The sequence below is a fragment of the Algoriphagus yeomjeoni genome (assembly GCF_049821175.1).
Classification (GTDB): domain Bacteria; phylum Bacteroidota; class Bacteroidia; order Cytophagales; family Cyclobacteriaceae; genus Algoriphagus; species Algoriphagus yeomjeoni_A.
The window spans coordinates 1,427,752-1,443,566 of the sequence record NZ_CP187512.1; the positions used below are offsets into that span (position 1 = coordinate 1,427,752).

Consider the following 15,815-nt stretch of genomic DNA (forward strand, 5'->3'; position numbering starts at 1 on the left):
AGGACAAGTCGTAAAGAAAATGCCCCTTAGGCATTTTTAGACTTGGGCCAGGTTTGGGCAGGGAGTCATTTTTAGGTGTGAAATGCAGTACAAAATTCCGCTGTTTGCTGAGCATAAAGTAGCACTACACCACACAGCGGAAAGAAAAGACCGAGGCTCAGGGCTTTTTGGTTACTTTTTGGCCGCCAAAAAGTGACAAAGAAAACCTATAGAGAAAGGCGTAATGTGTTAGAAATATGTTAAGTCTCCTAAAGAAAAAATCCGCAATGATATTCCGAACCTATACTCTCTACTAGGGAAATTAGTTTAAAACCCAACTTGCTTTTCCATTAAATTCAGGGTAGAACCTATTTTCATGGACTAGATCAACAAAAAGTAGAGTCGTGTCACCTTTTAGTAAACCCATGTCAGCAAAAAGTAGAGTTCAGTCATCTTTTATTAGACTAATGTTAGCTAAAAGTAGAGTCGAGTCATCTTTTAATAGACTGATGTCAGAAAAAAAGTAAAGCTGGGTCACCAGTTAGAAAACCTTTGTCATCAAAAGCTGAGTCCAGTCTCCTCTTAATATACTCATGCCAGCAAAAAGTAGAGTCGAGTTAGCTTTTAGTAGTGATGAGTCAGCATAATTAGATTATTCCGTAGCTATTTCTTGCTGGCGGGCGGCATATTCTGAAGGAAGGATCGAAAACTCTGCCTTAAAGTGCTTGGCAAAATACTTGGCATTATTATACCCAACCATATAGGCGATTTCAGATACATTGAGCTGGCTCTTTGCCAAAAGCTGAGAAGCTCGTTTCAATCGAATCAATCTAATGAACTCAATTGGGCTTTTCCCTGTGATAGATTGTAGTTTTTTATACAAATGCACTCTGCTCATGCCTAATTCCTTACTTAGAAATTCAACGGATAGCTGAGGATCTTCCATATACTTTTCTACTAGTGCAACAGCTTTTTGAATCAATTGATCGTCCAAGGAAGTGACATTTACCTCTGACGCATTGATCTGGATTTTATTCCTGTTTTGCTCCTGAATCATATTTCGCTCACGCAAAAGATTCTTTATACTTAGGAGTAATACCTCCAGATTAAAAGGCTTAGTGAGGTAAAGGTTACAGCCACTGTCTAATCCCTGAACCATGGTTTCCTCAGATTTTTTAGCCGTCAGCAAGATGACAGGTATGTGGGAAGTTTTGATGTCCGTTTTTACCTTTTGGGTAAACTCCTTACCATCCATCTGAGGCATCATCACATCAGAGATGATCAAATCTGGTATATGCTGCTGTGCCAAATCCCATCCCTGAGCTCCATTTGTAGCCGTAAGAACCTGATACGAGTCCGAAAGGCAGTCTTTGAGGTAATTCCTAAACTCCACATGATCTTCTGCTACCAGAATTAAATCTTTTTGGTTTGCTCTTTCAAGAACGTTTTCATCTTCATCTACTTCCTCCCAATTTTCTTGAATAATCAGATTTATAGGTATACTTAAAGTAAAAACAGAGCCCATTTCCGGCTCACTTTCCACCAGAACTTCACCATTCATCGTGCGGGCAAAATCCTGCACCAACGACAACCCAATACCACTTCCTTGATTGAGCTGTTGCTTATGCCCCTCTGTGGTGTAGAATCTGTCGAAGATCTTATGCTGATCATCTATGGAAATACCAATCCCTGTATCTGAAACTGAAAGATTTAGCATGGCCAATTCTTCATTCTCCTGCTGAAGTTCTAAAGTGACAGTGATTGCACCATCTTCAGGCGTGAATTTGAAGGCGTTTGATAGCAAATTAAAGATGATCTTCTCCAGCTTGTCCGGGTCAAATATTGCCTGCTGACTATGCTTATTCGTCTCAAAACTCAGGTGTATATGTTTATTTTCAGATAATTCATGGAAATCGGATACACATTCCTTGATAAACTGAACTACATCTCCTTCCGAAGGATGAAAAACTAATCCGCCCTTCTCTACATTTTTCACATCCAACAGCTGGTTGATCAACTTTAGCAGACGTCTGGCGTTACGCTGAATGATTTTGTACTGACCTAGCAAGCCCACATTGTCAGTCTCCGAAATTAGATGTTCTGTTGGGGTTAGAATCAAGGAAAGCGGAGTTCTGAATTCATGACTCAGATTTGTGAAAAACTTGGTTTTCAACCGATCCAAATCCTGCACTCTTTTAGCTTCCTGCATCGCCTGTTCCTTGTCAAATTTCTCACGTTGCCGGGATAAAAGCTGATTTCTGAAGTAGAAAATAATGGCGACTATGAGAATAAAATACAAAAAATAGGCAATTGGTGTTTTCCAAAAAGGCGCTAGAATTTTTATATCCAATTGATACTCATACAAACTCCAGCCGTCCAAAACAGTCCCAGGTTGCACTACAAGAGTATAATTACCAGGATCTAGGTTAGTGAAGGTTACTTTCGCTAAGTCATCATTTAGATAAATCCAATCATCATTGAAGCCAATAAGTTTGTACCGGTACTTGTTTTTCTCTGGATAAAGGAAATTCAACGCGCTAAAGCCAATAGAAAATATGTTCTCATCATGCCGCAACACAAGCTCGTCCATATTCTCAAGAGATTTTGGCAATACCACCCTATTACTCAAGACCTCTCCTACTTTGACTTCTTCATTGAAAAGCTGAAAATCTGTAAAAACTACTGCTGGGTTGTTCCGCTCAAAGGCAAAATTTTCAGATTTAAAGATGTTGTACCCATTTGGTCCACCAAAAATAAATTCATTCTTACTGGTTTTTAATGCAGAATTTTTATTGAATAAAGCGGCTTGAAGACCATCTTTTTGATCAAAATTCTGAAATGAAATCGAGTATGGTTCTACGCTTCTATTAATCTCGGCAAAGATCAACCCCATTTGAGAACTGATCCAAAGGTTATTGTCCTCGTCCTCCAATAAATCCACAAGATAGGAAGTGGGCAAGCCTTCTTCTTCTCCATAATGGACAAATGAGCTATCCGAAGTATTAAAATAATAGAGGCCAGTCATACTTGTCACCCATAGTACGCCCGCCTTATCCATAAATAAATCGGTGGTATTAGAGTCTACTAATCCATTTCCTTCAGTTTCTGAATAAAATCCATGTTCCCCGGTTTCATAATTCAGCACGTTAATTCCACTCCCACCCGAGATCCAAATATTACCGGATTTATCCTCGGCAAAGCCAGTGATGTACTGATTATTGGTATAGAATGGAGCACTACCAGCTGGATAATTATGAAAAACCTTTCTCTCCTTATCTAGCATAGAGATCCCTGAGCGAAGCGTTCCTATCCAGATTTTTCCAGTGCTATCTTCGAAAAGCTTCCAAATACTTGGTCCTGGTATTCCAGCTTGTTTATCGGGCTGGTATTGATAGTTTTTAAATTGTTTGCCGTCAAAGCTTCCCAAGCCATTCAGGTATGTACCAATCCAAAGAACTCCTTCCTTATCTATCATCAAATCAACGATGACGTCTCCAATGAGGCTGTTTTTAGATGAAGGGTCATGCTTATAATGAGTGTAGGTATTTGATTTCCTATTGTGATAGTAGAGACCACCTCCATTTGTACCAATATAAAGGTTGCCTAAACTGTCCTCTGCAAAGGCATTGACATCATTGAATGGAAGTGAATTAGGATCTGAAAAATTTTTTCGGACGTGAGAAAAGCGCAACAATCCCTGATGGTAAAAGGCAACTCCCTTTTTATGCGTACCTACCCAAATAATGTCTTCATTGTCTTTATACAAAGCATAAATCACATTATGAGGCATGGTATTATCCAAGGAATTCTCACCAGTTAAATATTTGACCCTGCCGCTAGATTTATCAATCACATTAATACCACCATGATCAGTACCAAGCCAAATTTGCCCTTTCTTGGCTTCAACCACCGATTTCACCATGTTATTATTCAGACGATATTTACCTCTACTTTCTTGGTTAGCCTGTACTTCATGCGTGAAGCCATCCACCTTAAAAACGCCCAGATCTCGATCTGGATCATAAATCCAGGCATCTCCATCTGAGTCTATTGTCATTTCATAATTAGCAACTGCCGGAATCTCATCTTTCGGAAGCTTCAAAGTTTTTGTGACTATAAGACGGTTTGGGTCGAGCAAGTCTATCACTCCAGAATTGTGAATCACCCAAACAAGTCCATCTGGAGCCTCTCCTATGGAGACTATTTGATTTGAAAAAAGACTTCCAATCGACTTATTCTTTTGTACATAAACAGTTTCGCCTGAATCTCCATCATATATGCTGATACCTTTTGATGGATGTGTAAACCAAAATCTATTTTGGCGATCCTTCATCAGCATCCCAACTGAGTCTGATGCTAAATCATAAACCGATGAAAAAACTGTAACTCCTCTGGAAAATTGCTCAGTTTCAGGGTTATAAATATCAAAAATACCGTTTACATTTTTTATCCAGAGCTTATCATTAGGTCCTACAAACAACCTGTGGATGTTGTTGTGTGAAATAGAGGTGGAATCTTTCGTATTTAAAAAAACTTTGGTGCGGGTACCATCATACCGGTACAAACCATATGCGGTACCATACCACATCATGCCGTCAGCATCTCTTATTATGCTCAGAATATTTGAATTTGATAACCCTAGGTTTTCATCCAAATTTCGAAACACGAGCTTCTCAACTTCATCCTGTGCAGTAAGAGGTCCTGCCCAAAATAAAAGCAAACAAGTAATTCCGAATAGCACAATTCCTTTCATACACGACAAACTAGGGCTGACAAATTATGAGAATAATAAGTAAAATCTTACTTCAATAACTAAAATTCACAATCCCAGGTTAATATTTTTCGCAAAAAAAGTCCGATTGAAGAAAATCAACCGGACTTTTAAGATTTTTTTAATAAAGAGACTTAGATGAATCTATTTAATAGATTTTCAAAGTATTCTTGCTTACCACTTGTCTGTATCGGCTCTCCTACTTCTGCTGCATAGTTTCTCAGATCTTCTAGTGTAAGTTGTCCTGTTTCAAAGGATTTGCCTTTACCAGTATCGAAACTTGCATATCGGTTCTTTCTTCTTTCTAAGTAATCAGATTTATCCAAGATATCCTGAGCGATCAACATTCCTCTTGCAAAAGCATCCATACTGCCGATGTGAGCTAAGAAAAGATCATCCATATCAGTAGAGTTCCTTCTGATTTTAGCATCAAAGTTTACTCCACCGCCTTGAATACCTGCTGTAGTCAACAAAACAAGCATTGCTTCTGTCATCTCTTGCAAGTTCATAGCAAACTGATCAGTGTCCCATCCATTTTGATAGTCACCTCTGTTGGCATCGATACTTCCTAGCATACCTGCATCAGCACATACTTGAAGCTCGTGTTGGAAGGTGTGACCTGCAAGAGTTGCGTGATTTACTTCAATATTCAATTTGAAATCTTTGTCCAATCCGTGCTGTCTCAAGAAACCAATCACAGTAGCCGCATCGTAATCGTACTGATGTTTAGTCGGCTCCATTGGCTTAGGCTCAATGAAGAATGTTCCTTTAAAACCATTCTTTCTAGCATAATCACGAGACATGGTTAGAAATTGAGCCAAATGCTCAGTTTCGCGCTTCATATCAGTATTTAGCAAAGACATATAACCTTCACGGCCGCCCCAGAATACGTAGTTCTCACCATTCAGGGCAATAGTTGCATCAATGGCATTTTTCACTTGTGTTCCAGCCCATGAAACGACATTGAAATCAGGGTTAGTAGAAGCACCGTTCATGTAGCGAGGATTGCTAAATACGTTTGCAGTTCCCCATAGCAATTTCACTCCAGTTTCTGCCTGCTTTTGCTTAGCATATTCAGTGATGATTTGCATTCTTTTCTCATACTCTGCAAGACTTGGTCCTTCATCGATCAAGTCTATATCATGAAAGCAATAGTAAGGAGCTCCGATTTTGGTAATGAATTCGAAAGCAGCGTCCATTTTATCTTTAGCTCTCTGAATTGGGTCTGCAGCAGCATCCCAAGGATGAACGATCGTTCCAGGCCCAAATGGATCTCCACCAGTTCCACAGAAGGAATGCCAATAGGCAATAGCAAATTTGAAATGCTCCTTCATTGTTTTGCCGGCAATGATACGATTCTCATCGTAAAATCTAAAAGCTAATGGATTATCGCTTTCCTTACCCTCAAAAGGGATTTTATCGATTGAAGAGAAATAAGTTTTTGACATTTTTACTTTGGTTTATTAGGTATTTATAGGTTTGAAATTTAATTAATTGGATGCTTTTCGGATTGTCTCTAAGTGACTTTTCCAAGTTTCATATACTTCTTCATAAGGATCGTAGAAGTGCTCATTTGGTTCTATGGTCTCTAGCAATTCTAATCCAGCAAAAGCCTCCGTTTCGCTTGCATAGACGCCAGCACCAATGCCTGCACCTCTTGCTGCCCCTTGTGCCCCATCTGTGTCGTACAGTTCCAAAACCACTTTATTCATATGAACAAAAGTCTTTCTGAAAACTGGACTTAGAAACATGTTTGCTTTTCCTGCTTTAACAGTATTTAGGTCTAGCCCCATATCCTGCATTATCCTGAATCCAAAGGTAAGAGCTGAAACTATTCCTTCCTGAGCAGAACGGATAAAATGTCTTTTATCATGCTTCAACAGGTCCAGACCCATCATATGTGCTCCGACATGTTGGTTTTGCATAATACGCTCGGCTCCATTTCCAAATGGAATAAAGGTCAAGCCATCAGATCCAATTGGAGCAGATCCACCTAGATTGTTCATTTCATCATACTCAATGTGAGCAGCTCCCATGACTTTTTTCAACCAGCTATTTAAAATCCCGGTACCATTCACACAGAGTAATACGCCATAGGAAGGGTTCTCTTTTGTATGATTCACGTGTACAAAGGTATTAACTCTGGACAAAGGATCATGAAGTGGTTTATCGGCTACTCCATAGACTGTACCTGAAGTACCGGCAGTTGTCGCTAGCTCACCTGGCTTTAATACTTGAAGTGAAAAAGCATTGTTTGGCTGATCTCCAGCACGATATGAAATAGGTATGCCTTCTTCCAGTCCGGTTACTTCAGAGGCAAAAGCAGAGACTCTTCCTTGAATAGAATAGGAAGGGACTACTTCAGGAATCCATGATTTAGAGATTTGATAGTTTGCTAGGACCTGATCACTTAGGCCATTTTTTTGAAAGTCCCAAAATATTCCTTCCGACAAACCTGTCTCAGAAGTACAGATTTCTCCTGTTAATCTCATCGCAATGAAATCTCCTGGAAGCATCATTTTATGAATTTTGGCTGCAATTGCAGGCTCATTTTCTATGACCCAGCGTAGTTTGGAAGCAGTGAAATTACCTGGTGAATTCAAGAGATTTTTCTGACAGTATTCTTCACCGAGTTCTTTATAGGCTTTTTCTCCAATTCCTACTGCCCTACTGTCACACCAAATAATTGATGGTCGAAGCACATTTTGATCCTTATCAACTAATACAAGGCCGTGCATTTGGTAAGCAATACCAATCCCTTTCAATTCGCCCTTCTTAACTGATGTTTTGTTAAGCACATAGCGTATTGAGTGTTGAACGTACTTCCACCAGGTATCTGGATCTTGCTCAGCCCATCCTTTTTCAGGGGCGTTTATAATCATTTCCTCTTCAGGAAAAGCTTTTGATAAGATTGACTTACCTGTATCTGCGTCAAGTAGTGAGGTTTTGACAGAGGAGCTCCCAATGTCAATTCCTAATAATAATCGTCTCATTAAATCTATTTTTTACCAGAATGCGATGTACAAAGCTGCAGTAATTCCTGCGATGAGTACCGCACCAATTTTGAATTTGGTACTTGTTTTGAACAATTCCTTGTTAATATCAATACTGTTTGGATGGTCTTTTCCTTTACCTTCTACCAAACTTATGATAATCATAAGTGCAGCCAACACTAAGAAAACTACTCCCATTCGATCGAGGAATGGTAATCCAGGAAAAATGACCTTCAGCACGACTGAAAGAGGAATACTCAACGCAGCTCCTGTTAATGCTGCATTTGATGTGGTTTTCTTCCAGAATACTCCAAAAAAGAATATTGCAAAAACACCTGGGCTAATAAAACCTGTGTATTCCTGAATAAACTGGAATGCTTGATCAAGTGCTCCAAGTGCAGGCGCAACGATAGAGGCTACTCCAAAAGCAACAAGAGCCGTAATTCGTCCAACTTTTACCTGATTAGCCTCAGAAGCGTCTTTCTTGATGTATTTATTGTAAATGTCCATCGTGAAGATAGTAGAGGTACTATTGGCCATAGACGCCAAGGAAGATACAATAGCTGCTGTTAATGCTGCAAAAGCAAGTCCTTTCAAGCCGACTGGCAACAATTGAAGCAAAGTAGGATATGCTCGATCAGATTTGACCAATCCGGTTACCGGGTCTTTCATGGACTCGATGAACCCGACGTCTATGCCATTATTTACAATTACAAAAGCAGCAATTCCTGGAATTACTACGATCAAAGGCATAAGTAGCTTTAAGAAGCCAGCGAAAATCATCCCTTTCTGAGCTTCATCCAAGCTTTTGGCAGCTAAGGCTCTCTGTGTAATATATTGGTTGAAGCCCCAATAGCTAAGATTGGTAATCCACATACCTCCTACCAAAACGGAAATTCCGGGAAGATCCAGGTAAGCATCACGAGTTCCGCCAGATCCATCAGGAATCATCATTTCTCCTTTTGACAAGATCATGGAAAAATGACCAGGAACTTCTCTGCGCAATAAACCAAGTCCTTCCCAAGCATCCCCGCCTCCTACCATCTGAAGCGCAATGTAAGTAGTCGCTAAACCACCAGCGATCAAGAAAACCACCTGAATTACATCAGTCCAAGCCACAGCTTTAAGACCGCCGTAGATAGAATAAATCATGGCGAATAGCGCCAATCCGAAAATACCATATCCCAAAGGCACATCTAATATGGTATTTAAGCTTAATGCTCCTAAGTACAAAACAGATGTCAGGTTGACAAATACATAAAGCAGCAGCCAGAAAATGGCCATGGTAGTTCTTACACGAGTATCATATCGATCAAGTAAGAATCCAGGCATGGTGTAAATGCCCTTTTTGATATAAACTGGTAAGAAGAAAATAGCAACTACCAATAAGGTCACTGCCGCCATCCATTCATAGGTGGAAATAGCTAAACCCAGGGCGAAACCTGAGCCTGACATACCAATAAATTGTTCAGCTGAAATGTTGGAAGCTATTAATGAAGCTCCTACTGCCCACCAGGGCAATGCCTTTGAGGCAAGAAAATAATCAGAAGAGTTTTTGACGTGCCCCTTCTTTTCACGTGATACAAAAATACCCATCCCTATGATGAGTAAGCAATAGCCTATAAAGACGGCTAAATCTAAAGGTTCTAAGAGCATAAATGTTAGGTTAGGTTTGGGAGGTTAGTTTTTTTGGGTAAAAGACTAATCTTAGTAGAATAGGCGGTTAAAGATAATATTTTCATCATAATGACTGTAATAAAAAGACGCTATTTCATTTTCATTCAAATAAATCATTTAGGTGCTGTAGCGGAAAAGTTGAGTAGTGTGTTTTATTATAACTCTCTAAATAACTGATTCCCGTACAGTTACTGACAAATGCTTGATCAGCAGCTTCCAATTCTGAGGGTAAAAACTCCCCTTCTTCAAAAGGAATATTTTTTAGGATTAAATAATCTAAAATCACCTGACGACTAACTCCATTGATACAACTACAACTCAAAGCTGGTGTAAAAAAAACTTCATCTTTAACCCAAAAAATATTTGATGCTCCAGATTCAGAAATGTAGCCCCTATGATCAAGAAGTATAATTTCATCTAATCCTCTATCTTTTCTCTCCTGATTTGCCAAAACATAAGGCAAAGCATTTAGGGTTTTGAATGCAGACCAGCTGTTTGGAAACAACTGAGTTTTCAGGGATACATCTACTTTCTTTTTGATTTTTGGAGCCGGTTTGAATTCAGAAATTTGAAGCATTTGTTTTACCTCGTTTCCTTCCGGCGTGTATTTGCCTTGGCCACTTCGATAAACATTCCATCTGACTCGCATTCGTTGACTAGGGAAACTACTCGCTAGAAACTGAATTAGTCCGTCTGCATTAATACTTGAATCGTCCAGATTTAATAGCTGCATTCCTCCTGAAAGTCTCTTTAAATGCTTCTCGAAAAACCTGATTTCTTTGAAATCCCAAACCATAGTTTCAAACAGCCCATCCCCAAAATTCATAGCACGATTAGGTATTTCAGAAGAATCAAGAGATATCCAATCATTGCCAGATAAGGAGTTAGTAAAGATTGTATCGATTTCGATCATAAAATTGTTCATTATCGGTCATAAGGTGTTTTTGTTTACTAAATCTGTTGTTAAACTATGTCAACACACGACCATTTAAATGGTATTCTATGTAATAAATAAGAATTTTTGCATGATTTACATGCGACGATTTTACCTTAGCATCAAAATTGGAACATAAAGACCTAGATGGCAAATAAAAGTAGCGTTTTTGATATGATCGGACCGATAATGATAGGACCATCCTCTTCGCATACGGCTGGAGTAGTTAGAATCGCTAGAGCGGCAATTCGCGTTTTAGGAGGAATCCCTGACGATGCAGTCATCACATTTTATAATTCTTTTGCCAGAACCTATGAAGGTCATGGTAGTGATCGAGCGATAATCGGCGGTTTGATGGATTTTAAAACGGATGATGCCAATATCAAAAACTCGCTGGAAATAGCTAAGGAAAAAGGGTTAACCTTTAAATTCAAGTCCATCGGAAACTCTTCCATCCACCACCCAAATACCATAAAACTCAATCTAAAAAAGGGTGAAAGATCTGTGGAAGTGGTGGGTGAAAGCCTGGGCGGAGGAGTAATTAATATTGCCGAAGTGGATGGTTTTGTAGCAAATTTCTCAGCAGCAGATCATACACTTATTATCAAGGCTAAAGATATTGCTGGTGCTATTGCCTTCATTTCTGCTGTAATTGCACAGGAGAAAGCAAATATTGCTACTATGTCTGTTTCCCGAAAAGGAAAAAATGACCTTGCATGTCATGTGATCGAAATGGATTCTGGAATCCAAGAAATCACGCTTACTTACCTGAAATCACTATCCTGGATTACTGAACTAATTTATATACCTGACATTGACCTTTAACTACACCATGAGAAAATTCCTATTGGGTATTGCCCTAGTTTCAGGAATTTGTTTTTCAACTTTTGCACAAGAACCAGTGATTCCTACGTTTCCTTTGGATTTGGAAACAGCTGTTGATATTGCATTGAAAAACAACCTGACACTGAAAAGAAGTGAACTGAACCAACTCTCTAATGAGGCTACATTGCTTCAAAATCAGGGACAGCGCTACCCAAATCTAACTACTGGAGCAAGCTCTGGCTATAGGTGGGGTAGATCTATTAACCCGGTTACCAACCTTTTTGAAACGGCACGTATCGGAAATATAAACGTCTCTGCCTCTTCGAATGCAACAATTTTTGCAGGCAACCAAATCAATAATTCAATCAAACAGTCGAAAGTGGATTTGGAAGCTGGCTTGTATACTATTCAGGCTACAAAAAATGACATTACGCTAAATATTATCAATCTGTTTATCAATGTTGTATTTAACAGAGAACAGGTAAATGTTGCCGAAAATCAGCTTGCAACAACAAAAGACCAGTTGGTTCGAACCACTAAATTGGTCGATGCAGGGTCTTTGCCATTGTCTGACCAACTGGATGTGCAAGCACAAAATGCTACAAACCAAGTGAATCTGGTAAATGCAAAAAACAACTACAATATTTCCAAGCTTAATTTAGCTCAAGCTCTCCAAATTCCCTTCACATCGGAATTCGCAGTGATTGAGCCGGAGTTTGAGATAAATGAATCTCTAATGGCGACGGAAACCCCAAAAGACATTTACGAAACTGCTTTGGGAATTATGCCAGAAATCAAGATAGCCCAGGCTAATATTGAAAGTGCTGAATATGGAGTTAAACTCGCTAAAGCTGGCTACTATCCTACTTTAGGAATTGGAGCGAATATTTTCTCAAACTATATAGATCAAGCATTTGGGACAGATCGACCGTCTTTCATACAGCAACTGGACAACAACCTTTCGGAAGCTGTAAGTCTTCAATTGAGCATCCCGATTTTTTCAAGACTGAATAATAAGGCTGGGGTGCAGCGTGCAAGAGTGCAAAAACAAATCAGCGAGGTAGCAGCACTTGAAGCTGAAAATCAGCTGAGGAATGACATAGAAACAGCTTATAATAGTGCCCTTGCCGCACAGTTGACCTATGAATCATCACTTGTACAGGTCGAGAGCCTACAGGAAACCTTCAGAATTTCACAGCAAAGATTTGATTTAGGTGCTATCAACTCAGTAGATTTTCAGGTAGCGCAAAATAATCTTTTCAATGCTCAAGCAAATCTGCTAAACGCAAAATACACTTATATTTTCAGAGTAAAAGTTCTTGATTTTTACCTGGGTAATCCTATTAATTTAAATTAAACCATGGCCAATAAGAAATCAAATAAGCTATTATATTACCTCTTAGGCGGTATAGTGGTATTAATCATCTTTGCAGTAATTGCCCGGAATGCTGGATGGGTAGGTGGAGAAAAAGAAACACAGGTAGAAGTCTCCACTGTAAAGAAAACTGCAATTATAGAGAAGGTAAGCGCCTCCGGCGAGATTCAACCTGAAGTGGAAGTAAATCTAAGTCCTGACGTAGCAGGTGAGATTATTGAACTGAATGTAAAAGAAGGAGATTCTGTAGCTGTAGGTAAGCTTTTGGTGAAAATCAGACCTGATAATTTTATTTCAGCCTTAGCCAGAACAAGAGCTAATTTCAACCAGCAAGAAGCTAACCTTTCTCAATCAAAGGCGGCGCTGCAGAGATCAGAAGCTCAATTCACTCAAGCTGAACAAAATTTCAATCGTCAAAAGGCTCTTTATGAGCAGAAAGCCATTTCTCAGGCAGACTATGAGCAGGCTCAAGCTACCTTCATCTCCGCACAAAAAGATCTGGAAGCAGCCAAGCAAAGCGTACTAGCTTCAGAATTCGTAGTCAAAAGTTCTCAGGCATCTGTGAATGAAGCTGAAGAAAACCTTCGATTGACAAATGTATATTCACCGGTGAGTGGTATCGTGTCCAATCTTTTGGTGGAGCAAGGAGAACGTGTGGTAGGTACACAACAAATGGCTGGTACGGAAATGTTGACCATCGCTGACCTTTCTAAAATGGAAGTAAGAGTAGATGTCAACGAGAACGATATCGTGAGATTGAGCTTGGGAGACACCACCATCATCGATGTTGATTCCTATGCATATACTGGCAAAACATTTAAAGGAGTAGTGACAAGTATTGCTAACACTGCAAATACAAAAGCCTCTGCAGATGCTGTTACCGAATTCAAAGTGAAAATCAGAATTCTTAACGACTCCTATCAAGAGCTAGTCGATGAAGGTAAAAAATACCCTTTCAGACCAGGAATGACTGCTTCAGTTGAGATTATCACAAATTCTAAGAGCAACGCACTTTCAGTTCCTCTGGCAGCTGTGACGACCAGAGAAAATAAGCTAGATACACTTGCAGCTGGTACTACCCGACTTAAAGAATTGGTATTTGTAAATGAAGGTGGAGTTGCAAAACTGAAAGAGATCAAAACCGGAATTTCTGACTTCCAAAACATTGAAGTATTAGGAGGCCTAACCGAAGGTGATCAAATCATCTCTGGCCCATACTTTATCGTCAGTAAGGACCTAAAAGAAGGCGACAAAGTAGCACCAGTGGAAGGAAAAATTATGGCAATCAAACAAGATTAAGCCTGTAGATAATTTCTTCAATACTTATTCCCTAATGCAAAAGCCCTGTGACCATTGAAAGTTACAGGGCTTTTCACTTGTAGTCAACGTGTAATTACCATTTTTTCAATTGAGCATAAACCAGGTGAAGTGGAAAGCCCATTACATTGTAATAAGAACCTTCAATTTTTTCTACACCTATAAAACCTATCCACTCCTGAATACCATAAGCCCCAGCTTTATCCATGGGTTTGTATTGATGAATATAATGCCATATTTCCTCCTCTTCGAGAAATCTAAACGTCACTATAGTCTCATCTTCCAGGGTTATTTGTCTGAAAATATCCCTAATAGTGACCGCAGTCATCACCGTATGAGTAGAGCCCGAAATGCTTTTTAACATATCAAAAGCTTCTTCCTCAGTATTGGGCTTACCAAGCACATGTCCATTTTCAATGACTACAGTATCTGAGGTAATGAGAATTTCATTTTCAGCTAGTTGTCCTTTAAAAGACTCAGATTTCAATTTAGAAAGATACGCAGCAACATATTCGGCTCGAAGATCCTTCGGGATAGTCTCATCAACAGAATTTACCCGAACATCAAATTCTACTTCCAAACCTTTTAACAGTTCTTGGCGCCTCGGGGAGTTTGAGGCTAGGATAAGTTTCTTTCCACTCAGGTTACTAAAGAAAGGATTCATATTCGAAATCAAATTCATCTTGTTTAATACTGGCGAAAAGTAATCCGCCTAATGCTTTTGGATAGAAATAGGTAGACTTCTGAGGCATCACTTGACCACTTCTGCACACTTCCAATACTTGCTCCAATTCCAATTCTCGAGTAATGATAGCAAAGCTTGCCTGTCCAGATCGAACTTGCTGAATACATTTTGAAAAATTTCGCTCGTAGAAAATTTGATCGGAATTTCTCTGTTCAGCTACTGGAATACCCAAAATCCTCCCAAACAAAACCTCATGAAGAACAGAGAGATCCAACTGTCTTATACTTTCAGGTAAGTGCACATTGAGTTGATCCATCATTTCTGACTTCAATTGTAGCGTATAGCTCTCCTCTCCCATTACCAGCCCAAAGGTATGAGGTTTATGAAAAGCATATGCACCTAATTCTTCTGGATCAGCAAATTTTTTCACCTGAAACCATTCTTGGATCTTTCCCAGACAATCGACGTGAGTTAATTCCAATCCATAATAGAGCCGATGAGTAGGAAGTATTTTCAAATGATTCCCACTGGTATTGGTGAGATACATCAGGTGATAATCATAGCCTTTCCACTTTTTATCAGGCAATTTCCCTCTCATAGATTTCCGGTATTCTATCGCACCTTCTATTCTATGGTGGCCATCGGCCAAAATCACTTGTTTATCCTTTAGCACTTTTAGAAAATGCTTAATGATTTCAGGATTTTGAATGATCCCCATCACTTCTCTTACACCCTGGTAATCTTCCAATTCATACAAAGGATTAGAGATAGCTTCGTCCATATAATACTCCAACTGTTCGTCCTTATCTTCATACAGACCATGAGTTGGACTTGCTTGAATCTGCGTCGTTTTCAGTAAATCTATTCTATCATTTACAGCTGAGACAATTGTATTCTCATGCCTCAAAATCACTTCTTCACTCCAATCATAGGCTTTGATTTGAGTGATGAACCCTTTTCTGCATCGCTCATCATGCTCTCCCGGAAGACGGAAATATTGATAATACACATAAATTCCAGGCAAAGTGTCCTGCTGAATTACTCCTTCTGATTTCCACTTTATAAGGGTTTCTAAAGCATTTTGAGATGGATTATTACCCTGAGGCACTGAAAGATGAATACTATTGAGGGGGTTCTCATAGAGTAACTGCCGCTGTCGGGTCGAAACTACATCAAACAATGGAGCAGTTAATTCTTCCATTTTTGGAGTCAAAGCCTCTGCATAGCGCCAAGCTTTTAGTGGTAGTATTTCTGCCATT

General features: G+C 39.4%; 10 protein-coding genes. 3 read left to right on the forward strand and 7 right to left on the reverse strand.

The window, feature by feature from the left end:
* Nucleotides 1-631: 631 nt before the first annotated feature.
* From ACPUEN_RS05775 to ACPUEN_RS05795, 5 genes are all read right to left on the reverse strand, one after another.
* Nucleotides 632-4,732 carry a hybrid sensor histidine kinase/response regulator transcription factor gene (locus ACPUEN_RS05775; protein ID WP_425639161.1) on the reverse strand — a complete coding sequence of 1,367 codons (4,101 nt, stop codon included), beginning with the start codon at nt 4,730-4,732 and terminating at the stop codon, nt 632-634.
* A 152-nt stretch (nt 4,733-4,884) separates the two neighbouring features.
* On the reverse strand, nt 4,885-6,198 hold the full coding sequence (gene xylA, locus ACPUEN_RS05780) for a xylose isomerase (protein WP_111611113.1): 1,314 nt from the start codon (nt 6,196-6,198) through the stop codon (nt 4,885-4,887).
* 42 nt (nt 6,199-6,240) lie between these two features.
* Complete coding sequence (locus ACPUEN_RS05785) at nt 6,241-7,743, reverse strand: xylulokinase (RefSeq protein WP_425639162.1); 1,503 nt, start codon at nt 7,741-7,743, stop codon at nt 6,241-6,243.
* A 12-nt stretch (nt 7,744-7,755) separates the two neighbouring features.
* Nucleotides 7,756-9,399: a sodium/sugar symporter gene (locus ACPUEN_RS05790; RefSeq protein WP_425639163.1), complete on the reverse strand. Its 1,644-nt coding sequence runs from the start codon at nt 9,397-9,399 to the stop codon at nt 7,756-7,758.
* A 121-nt stretch (nt 9,400-9,520) separates the two neighbouring features.
* Complete coding sequence (locus ACPUEN_RS05795) at nt 9,521-10,345, reverse strand: aminotransferase class IV (protein ID WP_425639164.1); 825 nt, start codon at nt 10,343-10,345, stop codon at nt 9,521-9,523.
* A 156-nt stretch (nt 10,346-10,501) separates the two neighbouring features.
* Between ACPUEN_RS05795 and sdaAB the strand changes: the two genes are divergently transcribed.
* The 3 genes from sdaAB to ACPUEN_RS05810 are packed head-to-tail and all read left to right on the forward strand — an operon-like array spanning nt 10,502 to nt 13,853.
* Entirely contained in the window at nt 10,502-11,179 is a 678-nt protein-coding gene (gene sdaAB, locus ACPUEN_RS05800; protein ID WP_425639165.1) for an L-serine ammonia-lyase, iron-sulfur-dependent subunit beta, read from the forward strand.
* Nucleotides 11,180-11,186: 7 nt separating this feature from the next.
* Nucleotides 11,187-12,536: a TolC family protein gene (locus ACPUEN_RS05805; protein WP_425639166.1), complete on the forward strand. Its 1,350-nt coding sequence runs from the start codon at nt 11,187-11,189 to the stop codon at nt 12,534-12,536.
* A 3-nt stretch (nt 12,537-12,539) separates the two neighbouring features.
* Nucleotides 12,540-13,853 carry an efflux RND transporter periplasmic adaptor subunit gene (locus ACPUEN_RS05810; protein WP_425639167.1) on the forward strand — a complete coding sequence of 438 codons (1,314 nt, stop codon included), beginning with the start codon at nt 12,540-12,542 and terminating at the stop codon, nt 13,851-13,853.
* Between the two features lie 94 nt (nt 13,854-13,947).
* Here the strand turns inward: ACPUEN_RS05810 and ACPUEN_RS05815 are convergent, their stop codons facing one another.
* Both ACPUEN_RS05815 and ACPUEN_RS05820 read right to left on the reverse strand, forming a co-directional pair.
* Nucleotides 13,948-14,535, reverse strand: coding sequence for a Maf family nucleotide pyrophosphatase (locus tag ACPUEN_RS05815; RefSeq protein ID WP_425639168.1), 588 nt, complete (start codon nt 14,533-14,535; stop codon nt 13,948-13,950).
* Nucleotides 14,519-15,814 (reverse strand): DUF1015 domain-containing protein, encoded by a 1,296-nt coding sequence (locus ACPUEN_RS05820; RefSeq protein WP_425639169.1) that lies wholly within the window; start codon nt 15,812-15,814, stop codon nt 14,519-14,521. Before ACPUEN_RS05820 ends, ACPUEN_RS05815 begins: the two co-directional genes overlap by 17 nt.
* Nucleotide 15,815: the final 1 nt, after the last annotated feature.